The sequence below is a fragment of the Pseudomonas putida genome (assembly GCF_022627325.1).
Taxonomy (GTDB): Bacteria; Pseudomonadota; Gammaproteobacteria; order Pseudomonadales; family Pseudomonadaceae; genus Aquipseudomonas; species Aquipseudomonas putida_X.
The window spans coordinates 33134-53550 of the sequence record NZ_JAETZZ010000010.1; the positions used below are offsets into that span (position 1 = coordinate 33134).

Here is a 20417-nt window from a genome sequence, read left to right on the forward strand (position 1 = left end):
CTTTCTTATTGTGCTGGCGCCGTTGCCGGCGGTGCGTCGTCGGTAACCCGCAGAATCCCCCACAGCCCCGATGTATTGCCGTAGGCGGCGTAGTCACGGAACAGGTAGTCGCCCGGTACGGCGTTGGCGCCCCCGGCGCTGGGCAACATGAAGCTGAAGTGCGCGGCGGGCAGCACGCTCTCCTGGGCACCGATGTACATCGACATCGGGTTGTAGCCAAAGCGTACCGAGCCGATACCAGGCTGCTTCATTGGGTAGCCATCGAGGTCATTTTTCTCGGCCTGGAAGGCATGCAGCGGCCACAGGTGCCCATCGAGCTGGTAGGTGATGCCACGGCTGCCGCCACTGGGCATCACCACATGGCTGCGCACCGGTTGGCCGGGTTTGGCGTACAGCACCGGGGTTTGCGGGTCGCTACCCACCAGGGCATTGCTGTAGGCCATGTGCGCGTTGGGTACATCGCCGAAGCCAAAGCCATCGGCACGGCCGAACGGAGCGTCCGGTGCCAGGCCGAAGCGCAACCACAGCGGCTCGGTCTTGTAGTTGATGGCCATGTTGCCGTTGTCTTTCGGGTCACCCGGCACACCGTTGCCTTCGGTGGCGATACCCTCTACCGGGCGGCCGTCGGCCCAACGCATGTTCAGCGCCCGCTGCCAGACGGTGACGAAGTCACGGTAGTCTGGCTGGCCACTGACCTTGACCGAGGCTTGCGCCCGGCTGGCCGCGTCCTCGGTAAAGGTAGCGGTCTGCGGCAGGATGCTCATGGCACCGACCAGGCCTTTCTGCGGTTGCTTGATGACATCCGCCGGGGTCAGGTTGAGAGCGCCGAACTCGATTGCCGTGGTGCGGATGTTGTCCACCGTGCGGCCCAGTTGCAGCACCGGCTTGCCTTCGCGCTCCAGGTGGCCGGCATAGTACTGGTACACCCTGGTCGGGTAGGCACCGCTGTTACCGCTGCGCGGCGGTACGGTCTGCACCGGGTTGAGGCCGACGTTGACGCCATCGGACTTGGTGATGTCATAAGCCAGCAGTTGGGCGTGCAGGCCGACGTGGCTGGAGGGCCGCATCAGGTTGTTGTTGAAGGCGGTGGAGCCTTCGCTGTCGTTGCGGTCGCGCTTGACCACGTTCTGCATCACCGCCGTGCTGGGCAGGTCCGGCATCACCAGCGGCAGGCGGTTCTCCAGGGTGATGCTGATGCAGTCCCCGGCATTGGCGCGCAACACCAGAGGCTCGACCGGCACCCCAGCCTTGAGCTTGCCGGTGCTGGTATCCAGGTCGGCCTTGCGCACGTACAGCACGGCGGTGGGGTCGTGCAGGGGCGCGCTGTGGCCACCCACGGTGAAGGTGGTGCCATCCTCCTCGTCGGTCACCGTCACCTGCGGGATGCTGGTGGTACGGCTGTTGAATACCAGGGTGCCGCCATCGGCCTTCAGCGGGCCGCCGACGTGCTGGCCGATACCGGCCGGGTCGCTGATGCTCACCCCATGGCGGTTTTCCAGGATGTCGTTGGCCAGCGCGGCGACCACTTCGTAGTTGCGCTTGACCGTTGGCCGGCTGCCGACGCCGCTGGGGTTGGCCGTGGTTCTCGGGCAGATACCGTCGAAGTTGATGGTGTTGCGCATGGCTACCGGCTGCGGGTTGTTCGGCAGCGCGAACAGGTCGGCCCGTTGCGCGGTGTAGTTGCGCATGACGCCCCAGATGCCGTTCCAGTAGCCTTCCAGCGCCGCGTCCAGCGAATACAGGTAGTCACCATTGGTGGCTGCCGAGCTGGAGATCATCGATACCGGCGCCAGGAAGCCCAGTTGCTCGGAAATGCCGATCATCTGCGAGGCCTTCCACCCCGAGTTGGAGCTGCTGCCGTAGCCGGTGCCGTTCTGCAGCCATTTGACGCCGTGCATCGTGACGTTGTGCTCCTCCTCATAGCCGCCAGCATGCATACGCAACCGCACGTTGTCGCCAGAGTAGGTGCGCAGCATCGGGGTGAACGGGTCGCCTGGCTCGCTGCCTGCTGTGTTGATGTGCGGTGGGAACAAGGTGGTGCCACCCGTGGGGCCAACCGCCGAGTTGATCGCCGAGGGGGCCAGGTTCATGGCCGGGATGGCTCGGTCGGTGCGGCTCTGCAGGGCATACCCCAGGTCGCCCCCCAGGCCGTCGGCCTGCATGCCGCGTTTGCCATCCGGCGCCACCTTGTTCGGGTCGAAGACGCGCAGGGCCAACGGCTCGTTGCGGTAGTTGACGACGAACATGCCCGGGTCATCCACCGAGATCGCCTGTGGGCATGGCCGGGTCGGGCAACCCGGGTTGAGGCCACCGCGTGATTCGACGATCGACTCCAGCAGGTTCGAGGCTTTCTGCCGCACGGGCGGGTTGATGGCGTAGCGGAAGCTGTCGGCCGAGGCTGGGTAGGCCTGGGCGTTGGGCACGCCATCGGGGCCGGCGCCCACATACACGCCTGCTTCATAGGCATGCTGGAAGTCGCTGTACTCGAGGAAGAACTCGCGATAGCTGTCGTTCTTGCCATCGCCGTCATTGTCGCCGGTATTGATCACCGCCTGCCACGAGGTCGGGCCACCGTCCTGGCGCAGTGCCGGGTTGTACAGCTGCTCGCCGGTTTCGGCGTGGTGCCAGGTAGAGCCGGCAGGCTCGGCCAGCACAGTGGCGTACAGGCCCAACTGCTGGTGGGTCGATGGGCCGAAGTGGTCATGGGTGAAGATGGTGCCCAGGCCCCGGTCGACGTTGTGCACGTTGACCAGCGGGTCGGCGAACCAGCGCTGCATGGCCGTGCGCGCGCCCACCCAGTCGGCCCGGCCAAAGCGGCCGAAGTACGGGTGCGGCTTGGCCGTCGGGCAGGCTGCAGTGCCGTCGCGGCTGTCGCCCTCGGAACAGCCATTGAACGCACGGATGGCACGCACGCGTTCCACCACGCTGCCGGGCGAGAGGACACCGTCTTCGTAGTTCCAGCCGTTGGCCGAACCATCGGCTGAGGTCAGGTCCCACTTGGGCAGGTGGATGTGCTGGCCGATCACATCGGTCGGTGTACGCACCTGGTAGTCGTCCATTTCATAGAACGCCGGGATCAGGTTGGTCTGCTGGTACATGGTGCAGTCGAAGGTGTTCATGCGCATCACCAGCGGCTCTGGCGGGCGCTGCTTGGTGATCACCGGCCAGGCGTCTTCCCACAGCGCAAGGATGCGCGTCTGCGGGAAGTGATAGCCGACCTTGTTGAACACCGCGTCGAACTGGATATTGGCCGCCTTGTAGATGCGAGGACGGTCGGCAGTGAACGTGGAGGCACCCCGGAAGCTGATGCTGCTCAGGCTTTCGCCGCTGTTGTATTCGCCCGTGGACGAGGCTTGGGTCAGACGTTTGCCGCGGTCATCCATGCACGGCTCGAAGAACGGGGCGCCGGCGGTTGGCAGAGCACCATTGGTGCGAAACGCCTTGGCCACCGGCTGGCTGCCAGGGATCAGGGCAAAGCTTGGGTGCTCGGCCTTGGCGTGGAACTGCATGGCGGCCTGCTCGACCTCGGTGCCCTCCTCGGGCAGGTAGATCGGTTTGGCCTTTTCTACCACCTTCGAGAAATCGAGCTTGGTGGTGGTGGTCACGGCTTCGCCCCCAGCGGAGACGCCATCGAGCGCATGTCGGCCCAGGCCGCCGTCCCATCCGTCGACCTGGTTGCCGTCGAGGTTGGCCCACAGCGCTGCGCCGCTGTCCTTGAGCTGGCGAGCCATGGCCGGGTCGAGCATGTCCAGCGGCGGGGTCGGCGGACGCTGGCCGACGCTGCTTTCCATACCGCCGATCCAGAAGGGGTAGCCTGGGTTTTTCAGGGTGCCATCAGCGTTGCGGTTGGTTTCACTGCGGTCGACCAGTGCCAGCGAGCCTATAGCCTTGGCCGCGCCCGGCGCACTGCTGTGATCGTCATCGCCATGATCTGGGTCTTCGTGATCGTCGTCACCTTCGGCGACCAGCTCTTGCGCCAGTTTCGGCACGACCACCACCTTGCCCGGCATCGGCGCCATGGCTTTGCCTGGCAGCGGCACGATCGCCGGTATCGGCGTACCCGCGATGATTTCGCCGTCAGGCAGCGCACGTGCCCCGGCCGCCGGCTTGCCGCTGCGCAGGGCGAACGGCGTGTCATGGAAGCCATCCTGCCCCTGCCCGCTGACTTCCAGGCGGGTCCCCTCCTCGAACACATCGTGCACCCGCCACATGGCCCACATGCCTTGGGCGAAGTGCGGATAGAAGTGGCAATGGTAGATGGCATCGCCCGCCACACGGTTACGGTTGCCCGAGCCGCCGTTGGCTATCTCATAGGTGTACCCCACACCTGGGCCTATGCCCTGGGCATCGATGTAGTCGGAGTTGTCGTCATTGGGGTTGAACAGCCACTGGTGGCCGTGCAGGTGGAAAATGTGCTGCTCATGGCCGTTGTGGGTGTTGCGGAACTTGGTGAAGTCGCCAATGTAGCTGTGGTGCACGTTGGACGGCTCGGATGGGTACAACGCCATGCTGGCCTTGACGCCAGTGGCGCTGGCCGGTGGGGTATCGCCTGGGCGAATGTGTTCAAGGCCGACGTTGGCTGGCACGTCCACCAGGGTGCCGATATCACCCACGGTGTGCGCGCTGAGGAAGAACTCCTCGAAGGCGCAGGACAGGCAATCGTGCATTGGCCCGACACCCAAGCGGTTGGCAACGACTTCAGCACCCATACCGCCCGAGCCGTAGTTGATCATGAAGGCGTCGCGCGCAGGCTCCAGCACATGGCCCATCACAGGGTCAGCCCAGTAGCCGGGGAAGGCCTGGGTGGAGGCCACTTCATCGGCAAACTGCGAGGCGAAATCGCGAAACGCTTCCAGCCGGTTGGGCAAGGCCGGGTTGCGCTTGTTGATGCTTTCCAGTGGGTAGGTGGAACGTGGGAAGCTACCGTCCGGGTTGGGCCCCATGACGATGGCATCGGTTTCACTGCTGAGGATTTCGTTGCCGTCGACCATCGCGATGATCGGCTTGCCCGCCTTGCCTTCGGCGATCCACGGCTCAACCTGAGGGTAGCGGGCCTCATAATCGACCACGGGCTGGCCGGTGGCGGCACGGCCGGTACTGGCCAGGCGCATCTCCTCTTCGCTCAGGGTGTTGCGGTAGGTGCGCCCACCTTTGGGCACCACGACCACTTGGCCAAACAGGCCATTGGCTACGTTGCCTGCGTTACCCTGGCCGCCGAAGGTAGCGCCCTGGCTGGTGGCGGCGAAGGCACCTTCGCGTTCGGCATAAAGGGTGTAACTGCGGGTGGCGCCTGGGGCGATCAGGAAGTTGCCGTTGCGGCCGGTGTTGGCGGCAATGTCGCCGATGCTGTTGACCGCCTGCAGGCCATTGACCTGAAAGCCGACGTGGCGATCAGTGACCTGCTCGTCGACAACGAAGTTGTCGCCGCCCTCATTTTCCACCTCTGCGGCTTCTTCGCCTTCTTCGCCTTCTTCGCCTTCTTCTTCCTCTACACCTTCGACCTCGTTTTCATCATGGTCGATACCGTGTTTATTGGGATTGGCCTGGTAAGCCAACAGGTTGGTCAGGTTGACCGTCAGGCAATCCCCCGCGGCCACCCGCAGCACTATCGGGCGCGGGCGTTTGTCCGGGCGCAGGGTTACCTTGCCCGGCACTGCGGCGCCCCCCTTGCTCAGCGGTACCTGGTGTTCGTCCACCACATCCTGGCGCAGGGCGAACATCATGCCGTTGGCGTTTTGCGCACCAAGGCGGTTGAACATCAGCGGCTGGTCCAGGGCAATCACGTTGGCCACCAAGGTGCGCTGGCATTGCACAGCCGCTTCGCTGGTTGCTGTAACGCTCAGCAGGGCCAATACAAGTGATGTGAGGACGGGGCCTCTATTGGGGGTCGACATGCTGCACCTCCGGGACACAAAAACTGTGCAAGAGGGTCAGCAAGGTGTATGCCAGAAGAAAATTTTCTTTTAGATCAACGCCTTGGATTGGCAATTGAACCAGATTGGGGAGGATTCCCCGCTGCGATCCCCACATCAGGGGATGGTATTGGTTGTCATTGCGGGGGTGGCTCACCAGGCAATGGGTATTCACTGATAGCTGGGGGGCCGGCGTGAATGTCCTGTCAACAACCTTAGAAAATAATTGAACGTCCGCGCTCACCCGCTTTCAAGATGATGATTGAGACCAACTCCCTGGAGCCCCGCAACGATGAAGATGCCCGGCCGCGCCCCGAACGCCAATGTGCAACTCGATTATGTGCGCGACACGCTGTTTGGCCCGGTCGCCCTGAGCGTTGAATGCCAGTGCCAGCTCGCCGCGCTTAATTTACAGGGCCGCCCTGCCCTGCGCTTGCACATCTGCCCGCCGCTTCCGGACAAAGTCGAGCGCGCGCACAGTGTGGCTTTCGTGTGGGATGGCCGCAGTTACCACGGCGTCGTTCGTGACAAGGGCAAATGCGGCGATGGCGGGCTTAATCTGCTGGTTGAATTGCAATGAAGCGGCGGTAAGCCAACTTGAACTGGCATGGGACTGACCTATATGTGCCACGGCCAGCCTCGGCTGACCTTGGCACACCGTGTGGTCAGGCAGTGGCCCTTAGCGACGCTGGCTGACGGTCGCGCAGCGCATGCAGCTGATCGACCAGTTTCACCACGTCACGGCAACTGTTCAGGTCCTGCAATGAGACCCCACTGAGCGTCACGCCCTGTTCCATGTTCTGCCCATGAGCCAAACGAATGGTCAGGCTGGTGCCGTCCAGGCAACTGACTTCACAGTGATCAGGCAGGCAGGCCTGTTCAATCATTTGCCTCATTTCCAGCATCGAAACGCCTATCAATGACATTGTCGCGACCCTCTCTTGAGTGGATGGCCTGTTTATTGGAATACGCCTTTGGCAGGCGCGGTGCCAATTGATAATGAGCATGCCAGGGCGGCCGTCCATGCGCCGCGGCAATAGTGATGCGGAGAATCATCTAGCACCTTAGTAAAAGAACGGGCGCGCCCTGCTACCGTTCGATCCAATCACGGCACTTCACGACAGGCGGTCAGCGGTGCAAGGCCGGTCAGTGTGGCTCAGCCGCCATCTGGCCGAAGCGCCCGGCATGGAAATCATCGAAGGACTCGGCAATTTCCGCCTGGGTGTTCATCACGAATGGCCCGTAGCCCACGATCGGCTCGTCGATCGGCTCGCCGCTGAGCAGCAGCACATTTGCGCCTTCCAGCGCCTCGATGGCCACGTCTTCGCCCGCTCGCTCCAGCAATACCAGGCTGGCCGGCCCGGCGTCACGCTCACCATTGACCCGCACAGTGCCACGCAACACCACAAGTGCAGCATTGCGGCCAGCAGCGACAGGCAGTTGCAGCGCAGCACCTGCACCCAGGCGCAGGTCCCAGACATCCATCGCGGTGAAGGTGCGCGCCGGGCCTGGGTGCCCTTGGTAGCTGCCGGCGATGACCCGCAGGCTGCCTGCCTGGCCCTGCAGCGGCACTTGCGGGATATCCGCTGCCAGTAGCGTCTGGTAACCGGCAGCGGCGCGTTTGTCCTGGGCAGGCAGGTTGACCCACAGCTGCACCATTTCCAGTGTGCCGCCACTGCGGGCGAACGCCGGGGAATGGAATTCCTCGTGGAGGATGCCGTTGGCGGCCGTCATCCATTGCACATCGCCAGGGCCAATCAGGCCGCCGGCGCCGGTCGAATCACGGTGCTCCAGTTCGCCCTGATAAACGATGGTCACCGTTTCGAACCCACGGTGAGGGTGCTGGCCTACGCCACGCCGGGCACTGGTGGGGGGGAAGGCATGCGGGCCGGCATAATCCAGCAGCAGGAACGGGCTGATCTGGCTGGCCAGGTTGTCGTAGGTGAACAGGCTGCGCACCGGGAAGCCATCCCCCACCCAGTGGGTGTGGGGGCTGCGGTGAATACCCAGGATCTTTTTCATGATAAGTCTCCTCTCTAAGGCTAAGTTAACCTTACCAATGAGACCAATCGGCCGGTAGCCCGCGCAAATGGCATGCATCGTCCCAGCGATGGAACAGTGGTTCAGCCCTGCAGGTATTCCAGTACCTGCTGCGTTGCCATGCCGGGGTCTTCCTGCATGAAACAATGGCCTCCGGCGACCTGGCAGGCTTCGACACGGGGGTTGATCGACGCCAGCCGCTGCACCGAACGTGGCACGAAGGGATAGGTCTGCTCGCCATACAGCACCCGGGTGGGCGTTTGGATGGCGGCAAGATGCGCCCACATGCGCGTGGGGAACGAACTGAAAATTTCCACTTCTCGGCTCGGCCGGCACTTGAGCACCACGCCTTCACCGCACTCACCGATGGCATGTTCGATGTAGGCCTGCAGCGCGGCATCGCTCCAGCCCTTGAAGATGCCCCGCCCCTGCAGCGAAGCCAGTGCCGCTTCGCGGTCGGGCCAATGGCTGCGGCGGTTGGCGGCCTTGCGTGCCAGGGCGTGCCGGCGGTGCAGCCCCATCAGCGCGGCAGCCCCCATGACCCCGATCATGCGCCGGCTGAACAATACCGGGTCGAGCAATACGGCGCGCTCGAACAACGCAGGCCTGCTGGCCAGGATGAGCCCCGTGAGCACGCCGCCAAAACTGTGCCCCAGTGCATAGCGAGGTACCTCGCCGTACTCGCCACGGCCTGCTTCGAAAGCCTCAACCGCCAACTCAGCCGTGCGGTTCCAACCGCGGAACACACCGCCATGGTCACTGTCGCCATGCCCCTGCACATCACTGAGCCACAGGTCGAAGTGCTCGCCCAGACGCGCCAGCATCGGCTGGTAGGCCAGGCAGCAAAAGCCATTGCCGTGCAAAAAGTGCAGCAGCGGCTTGCCGCTGGCCGGCGAGCGCCAGCCGCGCAAGGTGAAACCTTCGGAGCATTGGTGAGACCAGGGGATCAACTGCATGGGTGTGCCGTACTCGACGCGTTACGAAAACGCCGATTCTACAAACAGCAGCGGGTAAAGCGATATCACCAGCAGCAAGGCCATCAGGACATTGAACAGCATCAGCCAGCGCGGGTTTTGCAGCAGGTTACGCAGCGCACTGCCAAACATCACCCACACGCCGACGCTGGGCAGGTTGACCAAGGCGAACACAGCCGCGATGACGATCACGTTCATCACATAGCCCTGGGCCGGTGTGTAGGTGGTGATCGCCCCTACCGCCATGACCCACGCTTTGGGGTTGACCCACTGGAACGCTGCAGCCCCCCAGAAGCCAAGTGGCTTGCGGGCATTGGGCGAATTGGTGCTCAGCGGGCCGGAAGTGGCGATCTTCCACGCCAGGTAGAGCAAGTAGGCAGCGCCCACGTAACGCAGCACGGTGTACAACGCAGGCCAGGCCTTGAACACCTCGCCCAGGCCCAGGCCAACGGCCAGCACCAGGACCATGAAGCCGATGCTGATGCCCAGGGCATGAGGGATGGAGCGCCGCACGCCAAAGTTCACCCCTGATGCCAACAGCATGGTGTTGTTGGGGCCCGGGGTGATGGAGGAAACGAAGGCAAACAGCACAAAGGCCATCAGCAGGTCGAAAGAGGCAAGCATGGCAGGCGTTCCAGAATCGTTATGAGTGCTGTCACACTACGGCAGTCGCCTTCCGCGCGACCGGTACAGTTACATTAAATTACGCAGATACACATGACTGTATCGATGAAACACACTGCATTTCAAGGAAGCCCAGCATGAGCCTTACCATTCGCCCCGCAGTACGCACTGACGCCGCGCAGATTCTTGCTTTCATCACCGAACTGGCCGATTACGAGCGGGCACGCCACGAAGTCATCGCCACCCTTGCCGACATCGAGCACAGCCTGTTCGATGAAGGCAGCACGGTGCACAGCCTGATCTGCGAGCGCGATGGGCAGGCAGTGGGCTTCGCCGTGTATTTCTATAGCTATTCGACCTGGCTGGGGCGCAACGGTATTTACCTGGAAGACCTGTACATCACGCCAGAACAGCGCGGCGGTGGCGCAGGCCGCGACCTGCTGCGGCACATTGCCCGCGAAGCCGTGGAGAACCGCTGCGGGCGGTTGGAGTGGAGCGTGCTGGACTGGAATGAGCCGGCGATCGGGTTCTACAAATCGCTGGGGGCCGAGCCGCAGGATGAGTGGGTGCGCTACCGATTGGATGGGGACAAGCTGCTGCAGTTTGCCCGGGGTTGAGCGGTAGCCTGGATGCCCTTGCCGGTTGGTCGGTCGCTGGCAGTGCCGGCGATGGGGCCAGTATTGCCTACATCAGTTTCACGCCCGTCAGGCGTCGCTGCGCACCCGCTGCATCACCATCCCCACCAACACCACATTGACCAAGGCCAATAGGCACAAGGTCACCAGCACCCCCATCGCGCCGAAGTGCTCGAACAGGTAGCCCCCCACCACGGGCGTCAACGCCTGCCCGATCAGCGAAGGCCGCGACATGCGCCCCATCAACAGCACGTATTGCGCAGGCGGCATCATCGCCAAGGGTAACAGCCCGCGCACGATCGCCCGCAAGCCATTACCACAACCGAACACCAGCAGGCCCACGGCCGTGGCCGCCGGGACCAGCGTCACCAGCAGCAGGCCGACCAGCACCAGGCTGACCCAGGCCAGCGCCGTCCAGATCGGATGGCGTTGGCCGGCCAGAATCTGCAACACCCTGGAGGCCACCTGGCTGGGGCCGAGCATCGCCGCCAGGCCGATGGCCACAGGCAACGAATGCCCAAGGCCCTGGAGCACGGCCACCAGTTGCACCGCAATGGCGGTCATGATGATCGCGCCAATGGCGAACATACCGGTCAACAGCAGGTAAAGCTGGCGATCGACCCCAATCGCGGTGCCTTGGCCCTGCGCCCTGCGTACCTCCACCCGCCCTCCGGCCGGCAACACTCGCCAATACAGCGGCGCCACCACCAACAGCAGCACCAGCGCATAGCAACCGCACGTGGTGCGCCAGCCCAGGTGTTCGATGGCCAGGGCCACGGTGGGCCAGGACAGGGTCGAGGCGAAGCCGGCGATCAGCGTGATCCCCGTGATGGCTTTGCCCGCACCCTCGCCATACAAACCGCCAAGGGTGGCGAACAGTGCCTCGTACAGCCCCATTGCCATGCCAATGCCGATCACCACCCAAGCCAGCAAGAACAGCGCCAGGCTCTGGCTGGTGGCCATGATCAGCAAGCCCACCGCGACCACCGCGCCGCTGGCGGCCATCTGTGGACGGCCACCGAAGCGTGCGATCAGGCGGCTGGACAGCGGGGCGCACAGCGCCGAGACCATCAAGCTCAGCGATAGCGCACCGTACACCCACTGGCTGGGCCATCCCGTATCGTGGCTGATCGGCTCGGCCATCACCGCCATGAGGAAGAACGAACCGCCCCACACCAGGATTTGCAGAATGCCCAGGCAGACGATGCCAAGGGGCCCGGGGAGTTGGGGGGAGCTGTTCACGATCGGGCCTTGGGTCACATGCGGGGAAGGATCAGAACGGGCACCCTACCATGCTCGCCATCGATGAAATATCCCGACATATCATTGCGCGTGATATTAACCTTCGCTGCGTTCGATTCGTGCGTCACGCGCAAGGCACTCACACTCCGCCCACTACTAATACTTTGGCGGAGTTCTCCATGGACCACTCACTCAAACCCCTGCGCTTTCCCCTCGCTGCCCTGGCAGTGGTGGTGCTCAGCGCTTGTGGCCGCACCCCAGATGCCGTGCAGGCTCCCGCCGCGCCCAAGGTCACCGTCGCCAAGGTGATCGAGCAGCCGATCAACGAATGGGACGAATTCACTGGCCGCCTCGAAGCACCGGAAACCGTCGAAGTACGCCCGCGCGTGTCCGGCCAGATCGACTTGGTGGCCTTCACCGAAGGCGCCAAGGTCAAGAAAGGCGACCTGCTGTTCCAGATCGACCCCCGCCCGTTCCAGGCTGAAGTGCGCCGCCTCCAAGCCCAGTTGCAGCAGGCCAAGGCGACCGCGGTGCGCAGCGCCAACGAAGCCCGCCGCGGCGAGCGCCTGCGTGACAGCAACGCCATCTCCGCCGAACTTGCCGAATCGCGCAGCAGCGCAGCCGCTGAGGCCCGCGCCGGTGTCGATGCGATCCAGGCTCAGCTCGACCTGGCACGCCTGAACCTGAGCTTCACCCGCGTCACCGCGCCAATCAGTGGCCGCGTCAGCCGCGCCCAGTACACCGCCGGCAACATCGTCACCGCCGATGTCACGCCGCTGACCAGCGTGGTCTCCACCGACAAGGTCTATGCCTACTTCGATGCCGACGAGCGCGTGTACCTCAAGTACACCCAGCTGGCGCGTGAAGGCCAGCGCGGCCAGGCCACCCCGGTCTACCTCGGCCTGACCAACGAAACCGGCAACCCGCACCTGGGCCACATGAACTTCGTCGACAACCAGGTCAACCCGCGCACCGGCACCATCCGTGGCCGTGCCGTGTTCGACAACCGCGACGGCCAGTTCACCCCTGGCCTGTATGCCCGCCTGAAGCTGGTGGGCAGCGCTCAGTACGACGCTGTGCTGATCAACGATGAGGCGGTGGGCACCGACCTTGGCAAGAAGTTCGTGCTGGTCATGGACAAGGACAACAAGGCCAACTACCGCGCCGTTGAATTGGGGCCCAAGCTCGAAGGCCTGCGTATCGTGCGCAGCGGCCTGGACAAGGACGACCGCATCGTGGTCAGAGGCCTGCAGCGGGTGCGCCCCGGCTCGCCAGTCACCCCCCAGGAAACACCGATGGCCAGCGAACAGACCCTCGCTGCCCTCGCCCAGCAGCGCCAGGCGCTGGAGGCCAGCAACCCGGCGCCAAAGGTGGCCGGCACCAATGCAAAAGTCGCCGGCGCCCAAGCGCCGCGCGGTTAAGGGACAACACCGATGAACTTCTCCAAATTCTTCATTACCCGGCCAATCTTCGCCGCGGTGCTGTCGCTGGTACTGCTGATCGCGGGCTCTATCTCGCTGTTCCAGCTGCCAATCAGTGAATACCCGGAAGTGGTGCCGCCTACCGTGGTGGTGCGCGCCAACTTCCCGGGCGCCAACCCCAAAGTGATCGGCGAAACCGTCGCCGCACCGCTGGAGCAGGCGATCACCGGTGTTGAGAACATGTTGTACATGTCCTCGCAATCCACCGCCGACGGCAAGCTCACCCTGACCATCACCTTCGCCCTGGGCACCGACCTGGACAACGCGCAGGTACAGGTACAGAACCGTGTCACGCGCACCCAGCCCAAGCTGCCGGAAGAAGTGACCCGTATCGGTATCACCGTCGACAAAGCCTCGCCCGACCTGACCATGGTGGTGCACCTGACCTCGCCGGACAACCGCTACGACATGCTCTACCTGTCCAACTACGCCATCCTCAACATCAAGGACGAACTGGCACGCCTGGGCGGCGTGGGTGATGTGCAACTGTTCGGCATGGGCGACTACTCGCTGCGGGTGTGGCTCGATCCGAACAAGACCGCTTCGCGCAACCTGACCGCCGGCGACGTGGTCGCCGCCATCCGCGAGCAGAACCGCCAGGTGGCGGCAGGCCAGCTGGGCGCCCCGCCCGCCCCCGGCTCCACCAGCTTCCAGTTGTCGATCAACACCCAGGGCCGGCTGGTCAACGAGGAAGAGTTCGAGAACATCATCATCCGCGCCGGTGCCGATGGCGAAATCACCCGCTTGAAGGACATCGCCCGGGTCGAGCTCGGCTCCAGCCAGTACGCCCTGCGCTCGTTGCTGAACAACCAGCCCGCAGTGGCCCTTCCGATCTTCCAGCGCCCTGGCTCCAACGCCATCGAGATCTCCGACGAAGTGCGGGCGAAGATGGCCGAGCTGAAGAAAGACTTCCCCGAAGGCATGGACTACAGCATCGTCTATGACCCGACCATCTTCGTACGCGGCTCCATCGAAGCGGTGGTGCACACCCTGTTCGAAGCGCTGGTGCTGGTGGTGCTGGTGGTGATCCTGTTCCTGCAGACCTGGCGCGCCTCGATCATCCCGCTGCTGGCTGTGCCGGTGTCGCTGATCGGTACCTTCGCCGTGATGCACCTGTTCGGCTTTTCGCTCAACGCCTTGTCGCTGTTCGGCCTGGTATTGGCCATCGGTATCGTGGTGGACGACGCCATCGTCGTGGTGGAGAACGTCGAACGCAACATCGGGCTGGGCCTCAAACCGCTGGAAGCCACGCAAAAAGCGATGGGTGAAGTGACCGGGCCGATCATCGCCACCGCCCTGGTACTGTGTGCAGTGTTCGTGCCCGCCGCATTCATCTCCGGCCTTACCGGGCAGTTCTACAAACAGTTCGCCCTGACCATTGCCATCTCGACCGTGATTTCGGCGTTCAACTCGCTGACCCTGTCACCGGCCCTGGCCGCAGTACTGCTCAAAGAGCACCACGCACCCAAGGACCGTTTTTCGCGGTTGCTGGAAAAACTGCTGGGCAGCTGGCTGTTCTCCCCGTTCAACCGCTTCTTCGACCGCGCCAGCCACAGTTACGTCGGTGGCGTGCGCCGGGTCATCCGCTCCAGCGGCATCGCCCTGTTCGTCTATGCCGGCCTGATGGGCCTGACTTACCTCGGCTTCTCGTCCACCCCGACCGGCTTCGTGCCGGCCCAGGACAAGCAGTACCTGGTAGCCTTCGCCCAGTTGCCTGATGCCGCCAGCCTCGACCGCACCGAGGCGGTGATCAAGCGCATGAGCGAAATCGCCTTGAAGCAACCTGGCGTGGCCGACTCGGTAGCCTTCCCGGGCCTGTCGATCAACGGCTTCACCAACAGCCCCAACAGCGGCATCGTGTTCACCCCGCTCAAGCCGTTCGATGAGCGCAAGGACCCAAGCCAGTCGGCCGCTGCCATCGCCGCAGCGCTGAACGCCCAGTTCGCCGACATCCAGGATGCCTACATCGCGATCTTCCCCCCACCGCCGGTCCAAGGCCTGGGCACCATCGGCGGCTTCCGTCTGCAGATCGAAGACCGCGGCAACCTGGGCTACGAAGCGCTGTACAAGGAAACCCAGAACATCATCGCCAAGAGCCACAACGTGCCGGAGCTGGCAGGCCTGTTCACCAGTTACCAGGTCAACGTGCCCCAGGTCGATGCAGCCATCGACCGGGAAAAGGCCAAGACCCACGGCGTGGCGATCACCGATATCTTCGACACCCTGCAGGTTTACCTGGGCTCGCTGTACACCAACGACTTCAACCGCTTTGGCCGCACCTACCAGGTCAACGTCCAGGCTGAGCAGCAGTTCCGCCTCGATGCCGAGCAGATCGGCCAGCTGAAGGTGCGCAACAACCTGGGCGAAATGATCCCGCTGGCGACCTTCCTGAAGGTCAGCGACACCTCCGGGCCAGATCGGGTGATGCACTACAACGGTTTCATCACCGCGGAAATCAACGGTGCGGCAGCCCCGGGCTACAGTTCCGGCCAGGCTGAAGCCGCGATCGAAAAACTGCTCAACGAGGAACTGCCCAACGGCATGACCTTCGAGTGGACCGACCTGACCTATCAGCAGATCCTCTCCGGCAACACCGCACTGTTGGTGTTCCCGTTGTGCGTGCTGCTGGCGTTCCTGGTGCTGGCGGCCCAGTACGAAAGCTGGAGCCTGCCACTGGCGGTGATCCTGATCGTGCCGATGACCCTGCTGTCAGCGATCACCGGGGTGATCGTGTCCGGTGGCGACAACAACATCTTCACCCAGATCGGCCTGATCGTACTGGTGGGCCTGGCCTGCAAGAACGCCATCCTGATCGTCGAGTTCGCCAAGGACGAGCAAGCCAAGGGGCTCGACCCACTGGCTGCGGTGCTGGAAGCCTGCCGCCTGCGCCTGCGGCCGATCCTGATGACCTCGATCGCCTTCATCATGGGCGTGGTACCGCTGGTGTTCTCCTCCGGGGCCGGCTCGGAGATGCGCCATGCAATGGGTGTCGCGGTGTTCTCGGGGATGATCGGCGTGACGGTGTTCGGCCTGTTCCTGACCCCGGTGTTCTTCTTCCTGATTCGCCGTTTCGTCGAACGTCGCCAGGCGCGCAAGGCCGAACGCGTTCAATCGCTGGAGAACCACGCATGAAGCTGCTCAAACCCCTGACCCCGAGCCTGCTGGCCCTGGCCCTCGCGGCCTGCGCGGTAGGCCCGGACTACAAAGCGCCAGCCACTGAGCCTGCGCGTATGGCCAGCGACGTGCAGGCCAGGGCCTTCGACCGTAGCCGCTTCGAGAGCGTGTGGTGGAAGCAGTTCGATGACCCGGTACTGAACCAGTTGGTGCAGGCTTCGCTGGACGGCAACCGCGACCTGCGCGTGGCCTTTGCCCGGCTCAAGTCGGCACGGGCGATCCGCGATGACGCCGCGAACGACCCGTTGCCAGTGGTTACCAGCCGCGCCAGCAGTGAGATCGGCAAGGGCCAGGTGCCCGGCCAGACCGATCAGCGGGTCAACAGCGAGCGTTACGACCTGGGCCTGGACATGGCCTGGGAGCTCGACCTGTTCGGCCGTATTCAACGCCAGATCGAGGCCAGCGACGCGCAGGCCGCGGCCGCCGAGGCCGACCTGCAACAGTTGCAGGTCAGCCTGATCGCCGAACTGGTCGACGCCTATGGCCAGCTGCGCGGTGCACAACTGCGCGAGAAGATCGCCGTGGCCAACCTCAAGACCCAGCAGGCGTCGCGCAGCATCACCGTGACCCTGCGTGACGCCGGGGTCGGCAACGAGCTTGACGTGGTACGCGCCGACGCCCGCCTGGCCGGCGTCGAAGCCACCGTGCCACAACTGCAGGCCGAGCAGGCACGGGCGCGTCATCGCATTGCCACCCTGCTCGGCCAACGCCCGGACGCCCTGAGCGTGGACCTCTCGCCCAAGGCCTTGCCGGCTATCGCCAAGGCCCTGCCGGTGGGCGATCCGGGTGAGCTGCTGCGCCGCCGCCCGGATATCCGCAGTGCCGAGCGCCAACTGGCCGCTGCCACTGCCAATGTGGGCGTGGCCACTGCCGACCTGTTCCCGCGGGTGAGCCTGAGCGGCTTTTTGGGCTTTACCGCCGCGCGCGGTTCGCAGATCGGTTCGTCGGCCGCCAACGCTTGGGGGCTGGGGCCAAGCATCACGTGGGCGGCGTTCGATCTGGGCAGCGTACGGGCCCGCCTGCGCGGTGCCAAGGCCGATGCCGAAGGCGCCTTGGCCAACTATGAACAACAGGTATTGCTGGCCTTGGAAGAGTCGGCCAACGCCTTCAGCGACTATGACAAGACCCAACAGCGGCTGCTGTCGCTGATGCGCCAGAGCGAGGCCAGCCGCAAGGCGGCTGACCTGGCCTCAGTGCGCTACCGCGAAGGTACGGTGGATTACCTGGTGCTGCTCGATGCCGAGCGTGAGCGGCTGAGCGCCGAAGATGCACAGGCGCAGGGCGAGGTTGACCTGTATCGCGGCATTGTTTCGATCTACAAGGCGCTGGGTGGCGGCTGGCAACCGGAAACGGTGGCCAGCGCGCGCTGAGTCCTCTCTCTTCAACGACTCCTTTGGTTGGTTCCTCCCCCAACCGTTTGCCCCGCTGGCCTTGGCTTGCGGGGCTTTTTTTGCCAGCTTTGCAGGCCGCTTTCGGCGCGGCCAGGCGCATGCTCCGATTGCCGTGGCGCCCTTGCAGCCCAGGTCAATCTGCCCCAAGCTTCCACTTCCTCCGCCATGGCCCCATCCGATGCCCACACGCCGCCGCTACCTGATCGCTGTGTTTCTGCTGATTCTGGTATCAGTCGGCATCGCTTACCTGCGCCGGGAAACCCCGCCAGCACAACCGACTTTACCGCCGCACAGCTACGCCAAAGCCCTGCGCCAGGCGCATGATGGCCTACCGGGCGCCGCCCGCATGCTCTACCAGCAACTGCAACGCAACGACCTGGCGCCGATCCGGCGCGCCGCCCTGTATGCCGAGCTGCCCAATTACCCCTCGCCGCAAGCGCTGAAACTGGCCCGCATGGGCCTGGAAAACGATGAGCCCTTGGTTCGTCGTGCAGCGATCGCCAGCATCCGCCGCCTGCTGCCTGCCGCACAACGCAGCCTGGTGCTTGGCCCACTGCTCGATGATGCCGAGCAAAGCGTTCGCTTTGCCGCCGTCGATGCCTTGCTTGGCCTGGACCCTGACGCCATAGGCCTGTACTTCGGCCCACTGCAGGCGGCGCTGGAGCAGTACCAGCAAACGCTGGAACAGCAGCCCCAGGATGCTGCGGCCCAGGTCCACCTGGCACGCCTGTACCTGCACGAGAATGACTACACCGGGGCCGCGTCCGCCCTGCAACGCAGCCTGGCGTCCGACCCTGACAACCTCGAGGCCCTGGCGACCCAGGTCCGCTTGCTCGAACGTCAAGGCCAGCATGACCAGTCCCGGCAGGTGCTGGCCCAGGCGCTGGCGCTGCGTCCGGATTCGGCCTTTCTGCAACACGAACTGGGCCGCTGGCTGATCCGCCATGGCCAGCGCGAGTTCGCCCTGCTCGCGTTGTCCCGCGCAGTCGAGCTGGAGCCGGACAATGCCGACTATCGCTATAACCTGGCAGTGACCCTGCACGACTTGGAACAGTCCGATGCAGCGCAAAAGCAGCTTGAGACGCTGCTCAACCGGCAACCGGCCAATCGCCGGGCGCGGGTGTTGCTGATTCAATACTGGAAAGAAACAGGGCAGTTGCAGAACGTCCAGGTGCTGCTTGCCGAACTGGAGCGGCAGAACCCGGACGATCCGTTTCTGCAACAAGGGCTCTAGATGCGTTGAACCCCAAGCGATTGCCTGTGGTCCAGTGGGTATCGGACCACTCACGGCTTGGCCAGACATGGCAGCCCCCAAGGAGAATCGCATTGGCCAGGTCGCTGTCGCTGGACGAACGTGCCTTGATTCTGGCACCCAGGCAACTTGCCACGCACGCCTCGACGTTTCTGACGAGCGCTGGCATCGACTGCCTGTGTTCGCGTGACATGAGCCACCTGCAAGATGGGCTGGGCAGTGGTGCGGGCTTGGTGGTCATCGACGAGCACATGCTCAACGGCAGCCAAAGCGGCCTGTTGCAGGCTTTCATCGACCACCAACCGCCCTGGTCGGACCTGCCCATCGTAATGCTCACGCAAAGCCCGCAGAACTCAACCAGCCCCCGCACGCCCGCCGACCATCCACTGGGCAACCTGACCCTGCTGGCCGTTCCGTTCGAAAATGAACAGCTACTGGCGCTGATCAAGGTGGCGCTTCGTCACCGTCGCCGCCAGTATCAGGCGCGCGACCAGTTACTGGACCTGGAGCAACGTCTGGAGGCACAAAGCGAGGCACTGCAGAGCGCCGAGCAAGCACGGCACCAGACCCGCAAGATGGACGCCATCGGGCAATTGGCCGGCGGTGTGGCACACGATTTCAATAACTTGCTGACCAGCATCGGGGGCAGTTTCGAACTGATCGACAGGCGGGTGAAACAGGGCAGCACCAAGGGGCTTGAAAGCCTGCTGCACAGGGGGCAGGAGGCCGTTTCGCGCGCAGCACGCCTCACTCATCGTCTGTTGGCGTTTTCCTCCCGGCAGTCGCTGCACAGCCGTCGCATCGACCTTCGGGCACTGCTGCAGCCCCAGCGGCTGGAGACCGTACTGCAACCGGGCGTGAAACTGCAACTGACAGTGCCGGAAGACACCTGGCCGGTGGCCGGCGACGACACACAATTGCAAGAAGCGTTGGACAACCTGCTGCACAACGCCTGCGAGGCGATGCCCAACGGCGGCACGGTATTTGTCGAAGCCAGCAATCGAAAGGTCACCGCGCAACCGTTCGCCGATGGCAGCCTGGCGGCGGGCGACTATACCTGCCTGAGCGTTACCGACGAAGGCCAAGGCATGTCGCAGAGCACACTCGAACATGCCTTCGAGCCGTTCTTCAGCACCAAGCCGGTGGGCCAAGGTATCGGCCTGGGCCTTTCGATGGTCTACGGGTTCAGCAAACAGTCTCATGGGCATGTGGTACTGCATAGCCATATCGGCCAGGGCTGCCGTGTGGACCTTTACCTGCCGCGCCACCTGGAGCAGGAACAAGCGCAGGCCCCCGCAGCGCCCCCTCCTTCACGGCGCAACGGCCGCACGGTACTGGTGGTCGAGGATGACCCGGATGTGCGCCAGCTTTTGTGTCAAACCCTTCAGGAACAGGGCTTCCCGTGCCGCAGTGCCTGCAATGCCAGTGAGGCCCTGCAAGTACTGCGTTCCTCCGAGGCGATCGACCTGCTGGTCAGTGACGTCGGCCTGCCAGGCATGAACGGCCGGCAACTGGCAGAAATCGCCCGTACCCTGCACCCGCATCTGCCCATATTGTTCATCACTGGCTACACCGAAACGGCAATGGCACGGGAGGGTTTTCTCGGCGCAGGCATGCAACTGATGTGCAAACCCTTCGAACTGGCACAATTGCATGCCCGAGTGAAACAGATTTTCGGTGAGGCCTGAGGGC

General features: G+C 63.9%; 14 protein-coding genes. 7 read left to right on the forward strand and 7 right to left on the reverse strand.

What is annotated here, in order from left to right:
• Positions 1-5 precede the first annotated feature (5 nt).
• A complete protein-coding gene (mnxG, locus tag JNA92_RS16515; RefSeq protein WP_241805744.1) occupies positions 6-5894 on the reverse strand; it encodes a manganese-oxidizing multicopper oxidase MnxG in 5889 nt (1962 codons plus the stop codon).
• 310 nt (positions 5895-6204) lie between these two features.
• Between mnxG and JNA92_RS16520 the strand changes: the two genes are divergently transcribed.
• Positions 6205-6492 carry a hypothetical protein gene (locus JNA92_RS16520; protein ID WP_012314315.1) on the forward strand — a complete coding sequence of 96 codons (288 nt, stop codon included), beginning with the start codon at positions 6205-6207 and terminating at the stop codon, positions 6490-6492.
• A gap of 85 nt (positions 6493-6577) precedes the next feature.
• On the opposite strand, the gene JNA92_RS16525 is transcribed toward JNA92_RS16520, so the two are convergent.
• The 5 genes from JNA92_RS16525 to JNA92_RS16545 all read right to left on the reverse strand — a co-directional run bounded on the left by JNA92_RS16525 (position 6578) and on the right by JNA92_RS16545 (position 9550).
• On the reverse strand, positions 6578-6838 hold the full coding sequence (locus JNA92_RS16525; RefSeq protein ID WP_241805745.1) for a DUF1652 domain-containing protein: 261 nt from the start codon (positions 6836-6838) through the stop codon (positions 6578-6580).
• Positions 6792-6968 carry a hypothetical protein gene (locus tag JNA92_RS16530; RefSeq protein ID WP_241805930.1) on the reverse strand — a complete coding sequence of 59 codons (177 nt, stop codon included), beginning with the start codon at positions 6966-6968 and terminating at the stop codon, positions 6792-6794. The genes JNA92_RS16525 and JNA92_RS16530 overlap by 47 nt, the downstream gene beginning before the upstream one ends.
• A gap of 90 nt (positions 6969-7058) precedes the next feature.
• Positions 7059-7934, reverse strand: a complete 876-nt coding sequence (locus JNA92_RS16535; protein WP_241805746.1) for a pirin family protein — start codon at positions 7932-7934, stop codon at positions 7059-7061.
• Positions 7935-8035: 101 nt separating this feature from the next.
• A complete protein-coding gene (locus JNA92_RS16540) occupies positions 8036-8908 on the reverse strand; it encodes an alpha/beta fold hydrolase (RefSeq protein ID WP_241805747.1) in 873 nt (290 codons plus the stop codon).
• 21 nt (positions 8909-8929) lie between these two features.
• Entirely contained in the window at positions 8930-9550 is a 621-nt protein-coding gene (locus JNA92_RS16545) for a LysE family translocator (protein ID WP_241805748.1), read from the reverse strand.
• Positions 9551-9687: 137 nt separating this feature from the next.
• Between JNA92_RS16545 and JNA92_RS16550 the strand changes: the two genes are divergently transcribed.
• Positions 9688-10167: a GNAT family N-acetyltransferase gene (locus JNA92_RS16550; RefSeq protein WP_241805749.1), complete on the forward strand. Its 480-nt coding sequence runs from the start codon at positions 9688-9690 to the stop codon at positions 10165-10167.
• 87 nt (positions 10168-10254) lie between these two features.
• On the opposite strand, the gene JNA92_RS16555 is transcribed toward JNA92_RS16550, so the two are convergent.
• A complete protein-coding gene (locus JNA92_RS16555) occupies positions 10255-11376 on the reverse strand; it encodes an MFS transporter (protein ID WP_241805924.1) in 1122 nt (373 codons plus the stop codon).
• Between the two features lie 230 nt (positions 11377-11606).
• On the opposite strand from JNA92_RS16555, the gene mexE reads away from it, so the two are divergent.
• The 5 genes from mexE (at position 11607) to JNA92_RS16580 (ending at position 20413) form a co-directional block, all read left to right on the forward strand.
• Positions 11607-12848 carry a multidrug efflux RND transporter periplasmic adaptor subunit MexE gene (mexE, locus tag JNA92_RS16560; RefSeq protein WP_241805750.1) on the forward strand — a complete coding sequence of 414 codons (1242 nt, stop codon included), beginning with the start codon at positions 11607-11609 and terminating at the stop codon, positions 12846-12848.
• 12 nt (positions 12849-12860) lie between these two features.
• Entirely contained in the window at positions 12861-16040 is a 3180-nt protein-coding gene (locus JNA92_RS16565) for an efflux RND transporter permease subunit (protein WP_241805751.1), read from the forward strand.
• Positions 16037-17452 (forward strand): efflux transporter outer membrane subunit, encoded by a 1416-nt coding sequence (locus JNA92_RS16570; RefSeq protein WP_241805752.1) that lies wholly within the window; start codon positions 16037-16039, stop codon positions 17450-17452. The genes JNA92_RS16565 and JNA92_RS16570 overlap by 4 nt, the downstream gene beginning before the upstream one ends.
• A 199-nt stretch (positions 17453-17651) precedes the next feature.
• Positions 17652-18707, forward strand: coding sequence for a tetratricopeptide repeat protein (locus tag JNA92_RS16575; RefSeq protein ID WP_241805753.1), 1056 nt, complete (start codon positions 17652-17654; stop codon positions 18705-18707).
• Positions 18708-18799: 92 nt separating this feature from the next.
• Complete coding sequence (locus JNA92_RS16580; protein ID WP_241805754.1) at positions 18800-20413, forward strand: response regulator; 1614 nt, start codon at positions 18800-18802, stop codon at positions 20411-20413.
• Positions 20414-20417 lie beyond the last annotated feature (4 nt).